The organism is Shewanella sp. SM69, from assembly GCF_025653985.1.
Lineage (GTDB): Bacteria > Pseudomonadota > Gammaproteobacteria > Enterobacterales > Shewanellaceae > Shewanella > Shewanella oncorhynchi.
Genome location: NZ_JAKKRV010000021.1, coordinates 22,357 through 39,944 on the forward strand (window position 1 = coordinate 22,357; position 17,588 = coordinate 39,944).

Annotated in this window: 17 protein-coding genes; 5 read left to right on the top strand and 12 right to left on the bottom strand. The window is 45.9% G+C overall.

Annotated elements, in window-relative coordinates:
- Positions 1 to 33: 33 nt before the first annotated feature.
- Positions 34 to 1,050: a two-component system response regulator gene (locus L5M37_RS20995; protein ID WP_263201764.1), complete on the top strand. Its 1,017-nt coding sequence runs from the start codon at positions 34 to 36 to the stop codon at positions 1,048 to 1,050.
- 88 nt (positions 1,051 to 1,138) lie between these two features.
- Here the strand turns inward: L5M37_RS20995 and ygfZ are convergent, their stop codons facing one another.
- On the bottom strand, positions 1,139 to 2,101 hold the full coding sequence (gene ygfZ / locus L5M37_RS21000; protein WP_263201765.1) for a tRNA-modifying protein YgfZ: 963 nt from the start codon (positions 2,099 to 2,101) through the stop codon (positions 1,139 to 1,141).
- Positions 2,102 to 2,255: 154 nt separating this feature from the next.
- The gene (gene serA / locus L5M37_RS21005) at positions 2,256 to 3,485 is read right to left on the bottom strand and encodes a phosphoglycerate dehydrogenase (protein ID WP_105251515.1); all 1,230 of its coding nucleotides are present in this window, start codon (positions 3,483 to 3,485) and stop codon (positions 2,256 to 2,258) included.
- A gap of 154 nt (positions 3,486 to 3,639) precedes the next feature.
- Between serA and L5M37_RS21010 the strand changes: the two genes are divergently transcribed.
- On the top strand, positions 3,640 to 4,248 hold the full coding sequence (locus L5M37_RS21010) for a DUF2238 domain-containing protein (RefSeq protein WP_168822493.1): 609 nt from the start codon (positions 3,640 to 3,642) through the stop codon (positions 4,246 to 4,248).
- 394 nt (positions 4,249 to 4,642) lie between these two features.
- Positions 4,643 to 5,308 carry a helix-turn-helix transcriptional regulator gene (locus L5M37_RS21015; protein WP_263201766.1) on the top strand — a complete coding sequence of 222 codons (666 nt, stop codon included), beginning with the start codon at positions 4,643 to 4,645 and terminating at the stop codon, positions 5,306 to 5,308.
- Positions 5,309 to 5,482: 174 nt separating this feature from the next.
- On the opposite strand, the gene L5M37_RS21020 is transcribed toward L5M37_RS21015, so the two are convergent.
- The 10 genes from L5M37_RS21020 to sfsA all read right to left on the bottom strand — a co-directional run bounded on the left by L5M37_RS21020 (position 5,483) and on the right by sfsA (position 15,061).
- Complete coding sequence (locus L5M37_RS21020) at positions 5,483 to 6,988, bottom strand: curlin (RefSeq protein WP_263201767.1); 1,506 nt, start codon at positions 6,986 to 6,988, stop codon at positions 5,483 to 5,485.
- Between the two features lie 14 nt (positions 6,989 to 7,002).
- A complete protein-coding gene (locus L5M37_RS21025; protein WP_131525368.1) occupies positions 7,003 to 7,422 on the bottom strand; it encodes a curlin in 420 nt (139 codons plus the stop codon).
- A 553-nt stretch (positions 7,423 to 7,975) separates the two neighbouring features.
- Positions 7,976 to 8,503: a DUF4124 domain-containing protein gene (locus L5M37_RS21030; RefSeq protein ID WP_263201768.1), complete on the bottom strand. Its 528-nt coding sequence runs from the start codon at positions 8,501 to 8,503 to the stop codon at positions 7,976 to 7,978.
- Between the two features lie 389 nt (positions 8,504 to 8,892).
- Positions 8,893 to 9,738, bottom strand: a complete 846-nt coding sequence (gene panC / locus L5M37_RS21035) for a pantoate--beta-alanine ligase (RefSeq protein ID WP_263201769.1) — start codon at positions 9,736 to 9,738, stop codon at positions 8,893 to 8,895.
- Positions 9,739 to 9,762: 24 nt separating this feature from the next.
- Positions 9,763 to 10,560 (bottom strand): 3-methyl-2-oxobutanoate hydroxymethyltransferase, encoded by a 798-nt coding sequence (gene panB, locus L5M37_RS21040; protein ID WP_028761774.1) that lies wholly within the window; start codon positions 10,558 to 10,560, stop codon positions 9,763 to 9,765.
- A 56-nt stretch (positions 10,561 to 10,616) separates the two neighbouring features.
- The gene (folK, locus tag L5M37_RS21045; protein ID WP_263201770.1) at positions 10,617 to 11,105 is read right to left on the bottom strand and encodes a 2-amino-4-hydroxy-6-hydroxymethyldihydropteridine diphosphokinase; all 489 of its coding nucleotides are present in this window, start codon (positions 11,103 to 11,105) and stop codon (positions 10,617 to 10,619) included.
- Positions 11,105 to 12,646: a polynucleotide adenylyltransferase PcnB gene (locus L5M37_RS21050; protein ID WP_263201771.1), complete on the bottom strand. Its 1,542-nt coding sequence runs from the start codon at positions 12,644 to 12,646 to the stop codon at positions 11,105 to 11,107. Before L5M37_RS21050 ends, folK begins: the two co-directional genes overlap by 1 nt.
- A gap of 19 nt (positions 12,647 to 12,665) precedes the next feature.
- The gene (gluQRS, locus tag L5M37_RS21055; protein WP_263201772.1) at positions 12,666 to 13,580 is read right to left on the bottom strand and encodes a tRNA glutamyl-Q(34) synthetase GluQRS; all 915 of its coding nucleotides are present in this window, start codon (positions 13,578 to 13,580) and stop codon (positions 12,666 to 12,668) included.
- A 169-nt stretch (positions 13,581 to 13,749) separates the two neighbouring features.
- A complete protein-coding gene (dksA, locus tag L5M37_RS21060) occupies positions 13,750 to 14,193 on the bottom strand; it encodes an RNA polymerase-binding protein DksA (RefSeq protein ID WP_006082967.1) in 444 nt (147 codons plus the stop codon).
- Between the two features lie 163 nt (positions 14,194 to 14,356).
- Entirely contained in the window at positions 14,357 to 15,061 is a 705-nt protein-coding gene (sfsA, locus tag L5M37_RS21065) for a DNA/RNA nuclease SfsA (RefSeq protein WP_219252222.1), read from the bottom strand.
- Between the two features lie 201 nt (positions 15,062 to 15,262).
- Between sfsA and pepB the strand changes: the two genes are divergently transcribed.
- Both pepB and L5M37_RS21075 read left to right on the top strand, forming a co-directional pair.
- Positions 15,263 to 16,555 carry an aminopeptidase PepB gene (gene pepB, locus L5M37_RS21070; RefSeq protein ID WP_263201773.1) on the top strand — a complete coding sequence of 431 codons (1,293 nt, stop codon included), beginning with the start codon at positions 15,263 to 15,265 and terminating at the stop codon, positions 16,553 to 16,555.
- Between the two features lie 189 nt (positions 16,556 to 16,744).
- Entirely contained in the window at positions 16,745 to 17,266 is a 522-nt protein-coding gene (locus tag L5M37_RS21075) for a GNAT family N-acetyltransferase (protein WP_263201787.1), read from the top strand.
- Positions 17,267 to 17,588 lie beyond the last annotated feature (322 nt).

Genomic DNA, 17,588 nt, shown 5'->3' on the forward strand with positions numbered 1-17,588 from the left:
ATTTATAATGTGTGACATTGAGTGGAGTTGTTAATGGAAAAAGCAACAATATTAGTCGTCGATGACACACCTGAGAATATCGATATTTTGATTGGTATTCTAGGTGATGATTACAAAGTCAAAGTGGCGATCGATGGGCCAAGGGCATTAGCGTTAGTGACAAAGTCGCGGCCCGACTTAATTCTACTCGATGTCATGATGCCAGGTATGAATGGCTATGAAGTCTGCAAGCTGCTAAAGCAAGAGCCGCTGACCAGCCATATTCCGGTGATCTTCGTGACCGCCTTATCTGAAATTGCTGATGAAGCCCAAGGTTTTGCATTGGGCGCGGTGGATTATATTACTAAGCCTGTCAGTGCGCCTGTCGTTAAAGCGCGGGTTAAAACGCATCTTGCGCTCTATGATCAAAAACGTCTACTCGAACAACAAGTTAAAGTTCGTACTCACGAATTAGAAGAAACCCGCTTCGAGATTATCCGTCGTCTTGGCCGTGCTGCTGAATACAAGGACAACGAGACGGGTCTACATGTTGTGCGTATGAGCCATTACGCCCGCATATTAGCGGTAAAGCTCGGCTTACCGACGACCTTTTGTGACTTGATTTTTAATGCGGCGCCTATGCACGATATTGGTAAAATCGGTACGCCCGATGCTGTGCTGAAAAAGCCTGGGAAACTTGATGCGCAGGAATGGGAAATTATGCAGCAGCACGCCGCCATAGGTGCAGAAATTATTGGTGAACATAGCGATCCGTTATTGCAAATGGCCCGTCGTATCGCCTTAACTCACCATGAGAAGTGGGATGGTTCAGGTTACCCCAATGGCTTGGTAGGTGAAGAAATTCCCCTTGAAGGGCGTATCACCGCGATTGCAGATGTGTTCGATGCGCTGACTTCACAACGGCCTTACAAGCAGGCTTGGACGATTGAAGCAACTATGGAGTTATTTGAAAATCAAGCGGGAAAACATTTCGATCCTAAGCTGGTGGAGGAGTTCAAGCAAATCCTGCCAGAAGCAATTGCCATTCGAGATACTTATTTAGAAAATTGATGCTCGAAGTGCATTGACTAAGGTAAAGGCGCCATTGGCGCCTTTATTCTGCTTCAATATTTTATACTAATCATATTAAATCAAAGTATTATGCTTCATCTAATGAGTAGGGCAGGGCTTGGATCGTTAAATGTGATTGTTCATCGTCGGCAAAACGCAGCTGAGTATCATTAGCCGTGTCATTAGGAAGTACGGCGGTTAACAAGACTTGATTGCCACGCTGCACAAACTCAATGATTTGGCCACCACGGCGAAAACTGTCTTCCATCGCGATTTCGAGGCCTGATGCTAGGGTGATTTGAAGACTAGTGTGGCCGCGCAAAATATACAGGGCGCGTTTATTACCACCGCGATATTTCATTCGCGCTATGGTTTCTTGTCCCATGTAACAGCCCTTATTGAAGCTGATACCGTTAACCGCTTGTAGATTACACATCTGCGGTACGTACTGACTGGCATGGCTGGCGGCAAGGTTGGGGTAACCCGCTGCAATCTCTAACGCTTGCCATGCACTGGCGTCAAATACACTCAGTTCCGATTGCGCAACTAAAGCCGCTGCGGCATCTGGTGTTAATACTAAAATAAAACATTCAGCGTCTTTTAAAATCGCACCGTTTTCAATGAGTGTGAGCTCTTTCTGAATGTCACCAAAATGTTTGTTCACGAATTGGCTTGCCTGTTCACCGGCAACCCCGAGCAGAGTCCACTCAGCGGATGCATTGCTTAGGGTGGCTTTACTAAAAACGGCATATTTTTGTAACTGGGGTAAATCGACTTCGATGGCATCCTTTGGCATCAACATAAAGAGTGCATCTTGAATGGCAAAGGTTCTGAAACTGGCCAGCATTTTACCTTTAGGATCGCAATGGGCGCCCCAGCGCCATTGATCTGTGGCCAATGAGCTGATGTCTGTGGTCACTTGGCCATGGATAAAACTGCGGCCTTGTTCTCCAACGACTTTGATGAGGCCCAAATGAGATAAGTTGGCAAGCATAAGTGGAGGCAAGGTAGCGTCCAGATCCCAATGGGGCGTAGAAACTGAAATAGTCATAGCGAGATCCTGAAAATGAAGACGATGTGAGAGGCTAGATTGTAACGGAATTCCAGTTGGCTCAAAAGCATAAGGCGCACATATCTGTGAATGATCTGTGCGCCTTAATATGTGTGCTTTAGTCGATAGGCTTAAAGCGAGTGGAGTTTAAAGTTTAAAACAGCACGCGAGTACGCAATGTACCTTCAATGGCTTTGAGTTCAACTAAGGCTTCTTCCGCTTGAGTTGTGTCTACTTCCATCACGACATAACCAATTTCTGCGGTGGTCTGCAAATATTGGGCGGCGATGTTGATGCCTTTTTCCGAGAAGGCTTGGTTGATCTTGATCAACACACCCGGACGGTTTTGGTGAATATGCAGCAAGCGCGAGGTGCCTTTATGTGTTGGTAATGACACTTCAGGGAAGTTAACCGCAGAAACGGTTGAGCCGTTGTCTGAGTATTTAGCGAGCTTACCCGCGACTTCGATACCAATGTTTTCTTGGGCTTCGGCCGTGCTACCGCCGACGTGCGGTGTGAGGAGAACATTGTCTAAACCGCGTAGAGGACTGATAAATTCATCGTCATTCGATTGTGGCTCAACGGGGAATACATCGATTGCTGCACCTGCGAGGTGACGTTCTTTTAACGCAACGGTTAAAGCTTCAATATCGACTACAGTACCGCGTGATGCGTTGATAAAGATGCTGCCCTTTTTCATTGCTGCAAACTCGGCAGCGCCTATCATGTCTTTTGTTTGTGGAGTTTCAGGGACATGTAAGCTAACCACATCAGCTTGTGCTAATAGGAGTTCCAACGAATGGACTTGTTGTGCGTTACCTAGCGGCAGTTTGTCTTCGATATCGAAGAACACGACGCGCATACCTAAGGTTTCCGCCAGAATGCCAAGCTGAGTACCAATATGGCCGTAACCAATCACACCTAAGGTTTTACCACGCACTTCATAGCTGCCCGCTGCGGTTTTCATCCAGCCGCCACGGTGAGCGATAGCGTTGCGTTCAGGGATACCCCGCATCAACATAATGATCTCGCCAATCACGAGTTCTGCAACACTGCGAGTGTTTGAGAAGGGAGCGTTAAATACTGGGATACCAAGGGATTCGGCGGTGGCAAGGTCAACTTGGTTGGTTCCAATACAGAAACATCCTATCGCGATTAACTTCTCGGCACGTTTCAGCACCTCTGCAGTTAATTGGGTACGCGAACGAAGTCCCACAAAATGCGCATCTTTAATGGACTCAAGTAAGGCTTCATCGCTTAAGGAAGCTTTGTGGTATTCGATATTGGTGTATCCCGCACGTTCAAATACATCGACCGCAGATTGGTGGACGCCTTCCAACAGCAGGATCTTGATCTTATCCTTGTCCAGCGAATGTTTCGCCATGATATGGGTACCCTCTAATTAATAGAAATGTTTCTTATGATATGCTCACAACCTTCACCCACCAAAGTAGCACTTTTTTTGCTCAGTGTGGAGGGCTAGATGGCTAAAGTTAATATTCTAAATTTAGAACAATATCGCATAAGAGGAAGAAACATTGAATAACAAAATCGCATGGTGCGGTATTTACCTCTCAGTTTTGGTGTGGTCGGCGATAAAACCCGCAGATCCTTTCACATGGTGGCTCGAAGCCTTACCTGCATTGATTGCTGTACCGATTTTATTCTTTACTCGCAAACGTTTTCCACTAACACCTCTAGTGTATTTTCTCGTCTTAATACACTGCTGTGTGTTGTTTGTAGGTGCTCATTATACTTACGCTGAAGTGCCGTTATTCGACATGATTGCCGATTGGATGGGTTCAGAACGTAATAATTACGATAAAGTAGGTCATTTTGCGCAAGGTTTTATCCCAGCCATGCTTGCCCGTGAAATTATGTTGCGTAATCAAGCTGTCAAACCTGGGGCTTGGTGTGCGTTTCTTGCCACTTGTTTTGTGCTCGCTTTTTCGGCGTTTTATGAACTGATCGAATGGTGGGTTGCCGTGGCAACTGGCGAAGGGGCTGAAGCCTTTTTAGGGACTCAAGGCTATGTATGGGATACCCAATCTGACATGTTTCTTGCCCTCATTGGTGCAATTGTCGCGTTAGCTTTACTGTCTCGTTTTCAAGATAAACAAATCGCGAGACTCAAGCAGAGGATTTAGCGGCTAAAAGTGGGTGATGCTCTCTGTTCGAGTTGTAAGACTTTCTTCCCTGAAATATATGGTGTGAGTGTGATGACATTGAGTTGTCATACTTTAGTGTTGTTATTGTGTTTTCTTTGTGTTGCAACTTTGGGTTGATAACGTCATAGTTGGAAAGTATTAGGTGCTGGGCGTTGGCCAAGTAAAACGGTATTTTTGACTGTTATTCCATTTTATTGTGGTGAGTTAGTCGAACCTACTAGCATTAAACAGGGAATAGTACATTTGGGTGATGTTTTTCAATCGTTAACTAGTCAGAATTAACTAGGTTAATGGAATGTTGAAAAATCTAACTAAAAAGACGAGTCAAACATACCATTTTGCAATAGAGAATACTTTTCAGGGAGGAGAGTCATTGAGCACAATTAATGAATTGGTTTTTTTACACCAAATGGCCGCGCCATGTCATTTAGCGTTACTCGCTGAATCCATAGGTTTGAAAACGCGTATAGTAAAGCATGCGGCTGAACTGGATTTAGACAAGAGTCGCCGTAGTTTTTATCTGATCACCCAAAAAGGTTCAGCATTAGATAACAAAGGGATACCTCTGTTAGCTTCGCGATTAGTGTCACATTTTCCTGTGGCGCTGTATCAAGTTGAGCGAGACTCCTTAGACCAAGAATCTGCAATGTTACTCGGCATTCGAGGCATTTTATTTGCCGATCAACGTATGGATCTGATGTTAACGGGTTTACGTAAAATGGTGGCAGAGGAACTTTGGTACGATAGAACTTTGCTAAGCAAAATGTTTCGCCGTGTCGTACAAAAGTTAGAAGGTAATAATGAAATACCCTCTGATACTGTGGCTATGCTGCAGATGCTGACATCCCGTGAACGCACTATCATTCAATTCGTATCGAGTGGTGCGAGAAATAAAGAAATCGCTCATAGGTTATGTATCAGCGAACATACAGTGAAGGCGCATATTTCCTCTATTTTCCGCAAGACCCAGTCTCGTAATCGGGTTGAGCTTTTACGTTGGGCGCAAACCTATCAAACTCACTTTGAGCTGTGCAGTTAGTCAGTTAAAGATATTGGTCGTTAGCTTTTCGCTTTGAGTGGTTAATGTTAATGATTACTGGCATATCAACATAGAAAAGCGGGAATGTTTATTTAAACATTCCCGCTTTTTGTTTAACACCCTTTTTATAAACCACCACTAAAGAGTTTAGCTGTGGTGGTTTAACAGTATTGACTAGTATTGCACTACAGTGGCAACGTTCATATTGCCTGATTGGTTCACGTTGATGCTGTTGTTAGTGCCCGCTTGAGAACCTAACACTAAGTTGTCATTACCCGTTTGAGTGATTGACAGGCTGTTATTGTCACCGCTAACGCCAAATGAATTTGAAGCAAATGAAGTGTCGTTATCGCCGCCTACCCAGTTACCGTTACCTGATTGAGTAATTTGCGCGGTGTTTTCATCACCTTCAATAATCAGGTCAATAACGTTAAGATCGCCACTTTGAAGTGCGCTGACATCGGCATTGTTGTTGCCAGCAACAGAAATCAATGTTTCGTTCTCAGCGCCATCTTGCTCAACATCAACTTCGTTATTGCTACCCACGGCATCTACATAAGCAAAGTTCTCATCGCCTTCTTGGCTAACTTCAATACTGTTATCTTCACCATCAGCGAAGGCAATGATTTCGTTGTTATCGCCTTTAGAAGATAAATCGAAGTCGTTATCTGTGCCGTATGCACCAAAGGTCGCGAAGTTCGCATCGCCTTTTTGTTTCAAGTCAACGTCGTTGCTATCGCCCCATACTTGGAACTCCGCACCGTTGACATCGCCTTTTTGAGTGATAGTAATATCGTTATCATCACCTTGGATATCTGCCACTAAAGTATCACCGATAGTGTTGCCGCTGCCATTTTGGGTAATATCGACACTGTTGTCATCACCCGTAGTCATCGCAAGATAAGCCGTGTTGCCGTTACCTTTTTGATCCATTGAAATATCGTTGTCGCTGCCGGCCAGTGCGTAAACGAAGCCAACATGGTTATCACCTTTTTGGACCATGTCTACTGTGTTGTCATTACCTGCAATACCTTTCGCTGCGCCAAAGTTATTGTTACCCGCTTGATTAACAGAAACGTCGTTGTTGTTACCCACGTTAGCGGTTAAGTCGAGAGCGATTAAACCTGCTTGGTTGTTGTCACCGATTTGTGTGATTTTACCGTCGTTGTTGCTGCCTTCAACGCGAAAAACTGCAAAGTTTGCGTCGCCTTCTTGCTCAACAAACACGCTGTTTTCAGCGCCAGAGATTTCAACTTGGCTTTCGTTGACTTCGCCTAATTGGTTAACGAATACCGTGTTATCGTTGCCAGTAACATCGCTACTGCTTTGGTTAAAGAAACCATCTTGCGACACATTTACATTGTTGTTGTCACCTACAACATTTGCACTTGCCACATGCCAGTCAACTTGTTGCGTTATTTGGACCTTGTTATCATCACCCGTTGAATTAATAGCCGCTTCATGCCACACACCGTCTTGGATGACAGTTGCGGTTTGATCTGTACCTGTTTGCACAACCGCAGCAGCGTTAAGGCCACCCGTTTGTGAGACTAAAGTGTCTTGGGCTTGGCCTGACTGTACTACGCTAATTTCGCTCACTGTACTGGCAGCAAAAGCTTGACCGCTTAAACCTGTTGCAATGGCCAAAGCAATAAGTGATTTTTTAGCTTGTGATTTCATGTGACGCTCCCTGTTTAATATTGAGTTATTGAGATTGCAGCACCGTCCGCAATCTGTTGAATCGAAAAGTTGCCGCTTCCTAGTTGGTTCAGTTGCACGAGATTGTCATTGCCAATTTGTGTCACTGAAGCCGTATTTTGACCGCCGACTTGCAGTAGCTGGACTTCATTGTTTGAACCAATCTGTGTGATTAGCGCATCGTTATCATTGCCCACTTGTGTTACATCGGCCTTGTTATCGCTGCCTGACTGGAACAGTAATCCTTGGTTGGCAGTGCCTTGTTGAACCAGCTCGATAAGGTTATCGCGACCGGAACGTTCCAGTAATGCCTGAAGGGTTACGGGTAACTCGTTGACATTCAGCTCTTGTGCTGAAGTCATACAACTACAGAGCAAGATCAGCGGCACCAAAAAGCGTATAGAGGTATTTGGCACGGGTGACTCCTTGCATCAAATATCTTGGGCTGCTTAAAGCAACTTGCATCCCAAATTCAGACCTGAAGATACGAGTCCCGTTAATATGTCGCAATTGGCCAAACGGGTATTTATTCTAGAAAGGATTAACGGAAGGTAAATGATGGCTGTATTAATATCGTATTGATTAAATAGATTTTATATGTTTATTGACGTGTTTTTATTTAAGGGATCTAGTCTAGTTGTCCTAGTAGTTAAGTCGTATTTGTTGTGAAGAGAGTATTTAATTTTTAAACAATGCAATAACAAGTGAAGGGAAATACATCGACTATCGCGTTCGCATTTTCTTGATAAAAAAGCACGCGTTTGTGCCAGTGAGAAACTGCTGTGGGGTTTAATTAATTGTAGCAACCTATGTCATTTACCCTGTTTGTAACAACAGGCTTCTTGCCCTTGCGGTAATGAATCTTAGGTTAAACAAAGGGACATTACTGTGAGCGAAAGATTAACCATTATTATGATTGAATTCCTTAATGGGGTAGAGAAAAGATTAATACTACTGTTTTATACGAGATCAGTGCTTTTCTGGTTCTTTTAACTCTTCATGGAATGCTTCGGTACTGATTTGGCTTTTACGGTCTTCCAGTTGTTGCATCACACTGTTATTACTCACAGTTAACGCATTGAAGCGAGTATTGATATCGTCCATTTCGTTAATGTATTCAGGATCGGTTTTCTCTTTATTTTGCCAATAACGCTTACGTTCTAATTTCTGCAATTCACTGGCGCGCAGGATTTCAAAATAGCTATTTTCCTGCTTAAGACGATATATCTCGCCATCGAGTAACTGCAATAATTTTTCTTTAGAAATGGTTCGGCTATTCAGTAGAGTGTGTAAGGGATCGACAGGAATATCCCTTTTATCAGAGTCTACTTCAGTCGTTATCCCTAACTGGTATTCGATTTTATGTTGGCTAAATTCCTGCGGGCAAGCGGTTTGGCTAAAGACAATTTTGTCATCTTTACGGCATTTATAAATGGTATTTGCCTGTATTGCAGTGGGCAAAATAACACAAATTAGGGTGAGTATCAGTCTTGCCATGAGGCCACAAATCCTTTGTACACTTGCATAGCTATTATGATTTAATTGTTTGATTAAGCATGATAAATAGTGATTATGACGTTTATATTATTATGCCTTTTTAACCGTTTATTGTTAGGTCGACGGGCTGTTAAGCCCAATAAATTAAAGGATTAGCCATACATCATTATAAGGTCAAATTCACTCGTCAATGTCTGCCGCTAATCATTTACCTTAAATTAACATATGCATCATACTATGGCGTAAATTTAGAGATAAAACCAGTTTTTTGACGCTTCAAATTTTTGGCGCTTGGATTGATTCTAAAGAAGAAAATAGCTTCTGGTCGGTCATTAGGTAAATAAAAAGGAGCGACTGCTCCTTTTTATTTATTGATAAGGCTTAAGAGATTAGCGATCGAACCTTAAGTTGTCGATAAGTCGCGCTTTACCTATATAGGCGGCGGCCAAAATGACTAAGGTTTGGTCTTGGCTCTGCGCTTTCTCAAGCGTGTGGGCATGACGAATTTCCAGATAATCCGGCGTAAAGCCCGCCGCCACTAAACTGATTTTCGCTTGCTCGGTGACAGCATAAACACTCTGACCTTGTTTGATCCCTGCAGCCATAGCATCTATTGCCTGTTTTAACGCTGGTGCCGCGGCTTTTTCTGCGGTGGTGAGATAACCATTGCGCGAACTCATGGCTAAACCTGAGTCCTCACGTATGGTATCAACACCGATAATCTCAATCGGTAATGACAAGTCTTCAACCATAGTTTCAATGACTAATAGCTGTTGATAGTCTTTATTGCCAAAGAGTGCCACATCGGGCTGTACTATGTTGAATAGTTTACAGACGATAGTCGCAACGCCTCGAAAATGCCCCGGACGGCTAGCGCCGCAGAGCAGATCTGAAATACCTGGCACTTCAACATAGGTTTGTTGCGCTAAGCCCTTGGGATACATCACGGCTGGTGTTGGGGTAAACAGCAACTCAGCGCCAGCGGCGGTGAGGGCTTCACTGTCGGCGGCAAGTGTGCGTGGGTAGGCATCGAGATCTTCGTTCTGGCCAAATTGCATTGGATTGACGAAAATCGATACCACCACATGATCACAACGTTTAGCCGCTTCTTTCACTAAGGTGATGTGTCCCCGATGGAGATTGCCCATGGTCGGCACAAAGGCGACAGTTTCGCCCTTGGCACGCCATGCACGCACTTGAGTGCGAATATCATCAATATGGGCGCTAGTGATCATTGAGCCTTACCTTGCATAAATCTGTTATTTGTTAAAAGTGTGTTCTTCGCCAGGAAACGTTCCTTGGGCAACTTCGTCGATATAAGCACGTACCGCAGAACGAATTTCACCGGTTTGTTTTAGGTAGTTTTTCGAGAAACGTGGAATGTAACCACTTGAAATTCCTAACACATCATGCATCACCAAGATTTGACCGTCGGTCGATGCGCCTGCGCCAATTCCAATGACAGGAATCGTTAAGGCTTGGGTGATAGCCGCAGCGAGAGGCGCAGGGATACATTCCACTACGAGTAGTTGAGCACCCGCGGCTTCTAAAGCCTTAGCTTCGTCGAGGATGCGCTGGGCATTTTCGGCATCGCGGCCTTGCACTTTAAAACCACCAAACACATGAACCGACTGAGGCGTTAAGCCTAAGTGGGCACATACAGGAATACCGCGTTCGGTGAGCTTAGTGACGGTTTCGAGTAACCAGTGTCCGCCTTCGACTTTGACCATGTTCGCGCCAGCTTGCATTAACTCAGTGGCGTTGACCATAGCTTGTTCTGGCGTGGCGTAACTCATAAAGGGCATGTCGGCGATCAGCAGGGCACGTTCGATACCGCGACGGACACAGCGAGTATGGTAAGCGATTTCTGCTGTAGTGACGGGCAGGGTATCGTCATGGCCTTGGAGAACCATTCCCAAAGAATCGCCGACCAGCAGCACATCGACACCTTCGCTATCGAACGCGCTGGCAAAACTGGCATCATAGGCTGTCAGTGCCGTGAATTTTCTACCTTCCTGTTTGTATTTCAACAGGGTTGAGCTAGTAATTTTAGACATATGGATGATCTTCAAACCAAATAGAAGTGGTGTTATAAGCTAACTGAGGACGGACTTCAATGATCAATGCCCAGTTGTTGTAACTCGGCCAACATTTTTGTATCGATAAGACTGTCGATGGCAGTGTTGCAAGGCAGAATCAGATCCGGTGCAATTGCGGCTAAAGGCACGAGCACAAAGCTGCGCGTTTTCATGCCGTAGTGGGGCACTTTGAGTCTAGGAATGTCAATGTTCTCATTACCATACAAGAGTAAATCGAGATCTAAGGTTCTCGGCCCCCAACGCTCTAGGCGGACTCGTCCTTGGGTGTTTTCAATATGCTGCAGTGCATCGAGTAAGGCTAATGGCGCAAGATCAGTATCGAAACTCGCCACCGCATTTACATAATCGGGTTGCACGACATCGCCCATGGGCGTCGAATGGTAATAGGGAGAAACGACGAGACTATTCGCTAAGGCTAAGGCGGACAATGCCATCACGGCATTGTCCAATTGCGCCTTGGGATCTTTAAGATTTGCGCCTAATGCGACGTAGACGCGGGGCATTATTCAGCCGTTTTAACTTTAGGTGCGCCACTCGCTTTAGGTGCGCTCGTCGGCGCTGAACCATCGGCATTCGGTGCACGAGGACGGCGACGACGTTGGGTGGCATTACGGTTGCGGTTTGGCGATTTACTGCCGCTACGCGCTATGGCTAAACGTTCCGTTTCATCGGCTTCGACAAATTGTTGCCACCAAGCGGCACTTTTAGCGACATTACCCGCTTCGACTTCGCCCCTGAGCAAGAGTAAATCGTATGCGGCTCTAAACTTAGGGTGTTCCATCAGTTTAAAGGCGCGGGTGCCTTGGCTACGATCAAAGCGTAACTGTAACTGCCAAATGTCTTTTGCCGGCGTGCTAAAACGGCGCGGAATGCTAATGGTTTGGCATTGTTGCTCCATCACATCGCCCATGGCGGCAAAGAAGGCATCATATAACGTCAGGCCACTTTCAACGGCAATATCTTCGGCGCGTTGACGCAGTGGATACCAGAGAAGCGCAGCATAGAAGAATGAAGGTGTGACCGGCTTATCTTCGTTAACTCTTTGATCTGTGCTCTTCATGATGGCTTGCACCATTTTCATGGTCGTACCTTTAGGATCATCTTTTAGCAGAGCGGCCACTTGCGGAAACAGCGGCGCGAATAGCTTGTATTCTTGCATCAGTTCGAAGTTGGCTAAGGCTTTGCCTGCAAAGAAGAGTTTCAACACTTCTTCGTACATGCGTGCTGCCGGAATATCTTTTAGCAGCGGCGCTAATTGTTTAATCGGCGCTGCTGTTACTGTTTCGATACCCATGTTGAGTTTAGTGGCGAAACGCACCGCCCTTAACATACGCACGGGATCTTCACGGTAACGGGTTTCTGGATCGCCGATTAATCTTAGGGTGCCAGCTTTGAGATCGGCCATACCGCCGCCATAGCTGCGAATCGAGTAATCGCTGATATCGTAATAGAGGGCATTGACGGTAAAGTCGCGGCGCTCGGCATCTTCATCGATTTCGCCATAGACGTTATCGCGCAGCAAACGCCCTTCGGCATTGGCTTTAGATACTTTTTCATTACTTTCGCCGTGGTGACCACGGAAGGTGGCGACTTCAATCACATCGCGACCGAAAACAATGTGCGCTAAGCGGAAACGGCGACCGACAACACGGCAATTACGGAATAATTTTTTGATTTCTTCCGGTGTTGCATTGGTCACTATGTCGAAATCTTTCGGTTCAATCCCTAAGAGTAAATCGCGTACACCACCGCCGACTAAATAGGCTTTAAAGCCAGATTTATTCAGTCTGTATAATACCTTAAGGGCATTCTCGCTGATTTGTTTGCGCGAGATGGTATGGGCATCTCTTGGTACTAACTCTAAACTCAAAGCACCGGAACTTTGTTCAGGTGTTGTTGGTTCAATCTGAGCTGGAGTCGGAGCGGTCGTTTTAGGCGCGTCTTCAAATAGCTGTTTGCAGAATTGGCTGATACGGCGAAAAATGGGACACCTCGAAATATGATCTGTTATTTGATTAAAAATCTGGCGGCTATCATATACCAAATGCGGCCTAATGAGTATATCAGGGCTCGATCAGTATCTCAGATTGTTGCGGTATAGTGGATAATTGAAACTGATCCACGGCTTGAGCGAGCATTTGCGCCACAGAGCCGCGGGTTTCGACGGGTGTTTGGCCTAAAAATGCCAGCGCCGCATTAAGGCTCGACTGTGGATTAAGCGTATCAATTGCCTGTGCATGATTCTGTTTTGAGAGCTTAAAGCCTTTACTTAAGCAGGCGAGTGGCAAGTGCAGCCATTGCGGTGCGGCTAAACCAAAGCTTTGATACAAACTCAGTTGGCGACAACTGGCCTCGATTAAGTCGCAGCCTCGAACCACTTCGGTGACCCCTTGATAAGCATCGTCGAGTACCACGGCCAGTTGATAGGCGTACAGACCATCACTGCGTTTGATGATGAAATCCTCTGCGGCAAAATGGCGATCAACGCAAATATGGCCCATTAGATTGTCATCAAATTCTTGCACTTGCGCCATGTTGACGATTCGCACCGCACCCGACCTAACAAGATTTGCAGACTGGGTTTGTGGCAATCGGTGGCAGCGGCCATCGTAGACGCCGCCCATGGCTTGAATTTGCTTGCGACTACATTGGCAGAAATAGGCTTTATCTTGGGCGAGCAGCGAGTCAATTTGTGCTTGATAAGCCGCTGTGCGCTGGCTTTGATACAGAGGCACATCATCCCACTCAAACCCATAGGCTTCTAAGGTGCGTAAGATATCATCGGCGGCGCCTTTGACTTCCCGCGGTGGATCTATATCTTCGATGCGAATTAGCCATTTACCCTGTTGCGAGCGGGCGCGCAGATAGCTGCCTAGGGCGGCGATAAGCGAGCCAAAGTGCAAGGCACCCGAAGGCGAAGGCGCAAAGCGGCCGACATAGGGCTGACTGGATAAATCGGAATGTAATAGCTTTGACATAACAACTAGATGGCGTTTTAAAGTCGCGACGGTAAAAGTGGATGTATTTTAGAGGGATGCTAAGAGAAAAGCGAATCGGGGTAAATTGGAGTGAGCTTGGCTTAAGCTCGTCGAGTTTACGAGTTGTTAGAAACAAATAGGCGGGGAAATCCCCGCCCAGTATGCTTGATTAACCAGCCATTTGTTTCTCTTTGATCTCTGCAAGCGTTTTACAGTCGATGCATTGATCGGCTGTTGGACGCGCTTCGAGACGGCGGATGCCGATTTCGATACCGCAAGAATCACAGAAGCCGAAATCGTCTTCTTCAATTTTTTGCAGTGTTTTTTCGATTTTTTTGATCAGCTTACGTTCTCTATCGCGAGCACGAAGTTCGAGGCTGAACTCTTCTTCTTGTGCTGCACGGTCAACAGGATCGGGAAAGTTTGCGGCTTCGTCCTGCATGTGGCTAAGAGTACGGTCGACCTCTTCACGCAACTGATTGCGCCAAGCTTCAAGAATTGTCTTGAAGTGACCCAGTTGCTTAGCGTTCATATACTCCTCACCCGGCTTTTCCTGGTAAGGATTTACACCTGCGATAGCGAGTACGCCAAGTTTTTTGGTGCCTTCAGGCATAACGCATCTCCTGTAATCATTTGCGTTTGTAGGGCGTCCTTAAGAACGGCCGCTATCTATAGCAGAATCTTCACATCGAGGCAAACTTTTCATTCTGCTTTGATTGAATTTTTTGACTATGTTCGCTAATTCAAATGAAATCAAATTTAACTCAGCCTTAACATCATACTCGTACATCGCAGGCTTGGGCTAGGTGAATCTCAGTCGGGGAGATTTTACAGCGATAGGCTAGCACTTCAACGCCGGCTAACACAGCCATTTTCAGTAACTTAGCATATTCAGGGTCGATATGTGCTGCGGGGGCAACACTGAATATTTCACTATGCTGCACCACAAATAGCAATACGGCTCGATGGCCTTGACTCACCATGTGCATCAATTCACGTAAATGTTTTTGACCGCGTAGGCTCACAGCATCGGGAAAATAACCTTTGCCATCTTCGAGCAAAGTACAACTTTTGACTTCTATATAACAGGCGGGTTTTTGAGCACCCTGTAGCAGGATATCGATGCGACTATTTTCATCACCGTATTTGACTTCACGGCTGAGGCTATCATAACCCGTGAGTTCCTTGATGATACCTTTATTGATGGCTTCTTCGGCTAAGGTGTTCGCCTGACCCGAGTGGATACCGATTAAGCCTGCATCTGGCGTGGTCATCAGTTCCCACGTATGGGCATATTTACGTTTAGGGTTATCAGAGGTAGAAAACCACACTGTTTCACCGGGATACAGGCAATTACGCATAGAACCCGTATTGGGGCAATGTAGGGTGATCTCACTGCCATCGCTTAGCTGCACATCGGCCAGAAAACGCTTATAGCGGCGCAATAAAATGCCCTGTTGTAGTGGCGGTGTAAATTCCATCGATAGACCTATCTCGGCTGTTCAAGGTCGCAAAGCCTAGCAAATTTCGCAAATGTTTACAGATTTTACCTGAGTTACTTCAGCCAATCGCTTTGCGTCATCGCCTGCTAGCAGTAAACTGCCGCCATAAAGTTTGTTCTGATTGCTGATTGATTGTTCTGATTGATTATTCTAAAACGAATCGAAAAATAAGGATCCCTAATGAGTGAACTAAAAGTAACTGAATTGATGAAAGTACAATTAACCAAAGAAGCACCCGCCGCGCACTGGGGCAAGGCTGATGTGACTTATACTGCCGACGGTGCGCAAATTCATTTAGCGGGTGGCGATGAGCTACGTCAAATTCAAATGGCGGCCCGTAAACTGCGCAGTCAAGGCATTAGCTGTGTGGAATTAGCTGGGCAGTTTTGGGATCTCAATAGCCAATGGGTGTTTGCCCAAGGTTTCGCGACGGCAAAACCAGGCTATCAAATCCATTGGTGTGGTGATGAGTCTGTGCAAGCAGAATTGCAACGTCGACTCGATGTGGCAACCTTTGCCCGTCAACTGATCAACGATACGCCTGAAAACCTGTCGCCAGTGAAGCTTGCCCAACAAGCAGCAAAATGGTTGGCTGACGTTGGTGGCGACAAGGTGAGTTATCGGATTATTGAAGGCGAAGCGTTGCTTGAAGAACAGTGGATTGGTATCCATGCCGTCGGTCGCGGCAGTGAGCGTCCACCGGCAATGTTAGAGTTAGACTTCAACCCATTAGCCGCCGATGCACCCGTGTCTGTGGCGCTTGTGGGTAAAGGGATTACCTTTGATTCTGGCGGCTACAGCATCAAAGCTTCTGAAGGTATGTTAGGCATGAAATGCGATATGGGCGGCGCGGCGACTGTGACTGCAGCACTTGGTTTAGCGATCAAGTCTGGCCTCAACAAACGCGTTAAACTCTTCTTATGTTGTGCTGAAAACTTGATCAGCGGTCGCGCCTATAAGTTAGGTGACATTCTGACCTACAAAAATGGTGTAACAGTTGAAGTGGTGAACACAGATGCGGAAGGGCGCTTAGTGTTGGCCGATGGCCTACAAGCTGCATCTGCTACAGGCGCACCTTTTATTATCGATGCAGCGACCCTTACAGGCGCCGCTGTGATGGCGGTGGGTTCTAACTACAACGCGATTTTCTCGCCACAGACTGATGTGTTGCAACTGGCCCAGCAAAAAGCCACAAGTGTTGCCGAGCGCGTATGGCCGCTGCCGCTGGATCCTTGGCACAAAGAAATGTGTCCATCAGCCTATGCTGACACCGCCAACAGCCGCGCAATGAAAGGCGGCGGTGCAGGTGGTGCTTCTAATGCTGCTGGTTTCTTATGGCGTTTCGTGTCACCCGAAGCTAAATGGTTACACGTTGATTTAGCGGGCGCTTTTGAAGATTCAGCTTCTGCCATGTGGGGCGCGGGTGCAACGACCCATGGCGTATTGACTATTAGTGAATTGATTAAAGGCTAAGCCTAGATTTAAGTCTAGCGCTAAGACTAAGTCAGATATGTTAGCTAAGATCCATTAAGGTTCTGTAGCTTTGATTAAAACCGCCTACGGGCGGTTTTTTATTGGTTGAACGATGAGATCACTCGTTTACTTGGCGTTTTAGCGGCTTCATGGCATGTTATGGCTGAGCATTTTTAATTGGAAAACATGATGATAACTATACGAAAAGCAACGAAAGCGGATGCTCAGGCCTGCTGGGATATCCGCAATGCGGCGATCAATAAGGGCTGCGCTGGATTTTATGATGCGGGTGATCTGGTGATTTGGACCGAGGGCGAACTGACCGAGCAATTTAGCCGTATCGTCGATGCACATTTTTATGTGGCAGAGTTGTCCTCTGACGAGTCGCAGCTTAAGACTGTGGTCGGCACTGCCATGTTGGATGAACCCTATGCCCAGTTAGAAGCCTTGTTTGTTTCCCCCGATGCTATGGGGCTAGGTGTCGGTAAAGTGCTGCTGCAATTTATTGAAACCATGGCTTTTAATCAGGGGATAGCCCAACTCAGATTAGAATCAACTTTAAATGCGGTGGATTTCTATCGCCACTGTGGTTTTGGTGGTGAAGGTTTAGAGGAGGAATCCATCTACTGCTCGCCCAGAGGCATAGCCTTAGAGTGCATGGTGATGTACAAGAATCTCGTACGTAGAAAACCAGTTCAAAATGCAGACTGACTCAAGCACAGGTATGGAGCTAACTGTTTATTAAGTGGTTGCTGGCGAACCGAAGGGAATCAATGGATGTGGAATTAATTCTTCATAAGAGGTTGCTGACATACTCAAGGAAATCAACAGATCAAGTATGTATGTGGAATTAACTCTGAAGACTTAAAGTTACGTTAAAAGGTTGCTGACATACTCAAGGGAATCAAGAGATCAAGCATGGATGCGGAATTAACTTATATAGTTTTGTTAAAAAGGTTGCTGACATACTCAAGGAAATCAACAGATCAAGATGGGGGAATTAACTCCCAAGAGTATGCCAACTATCGTTCTT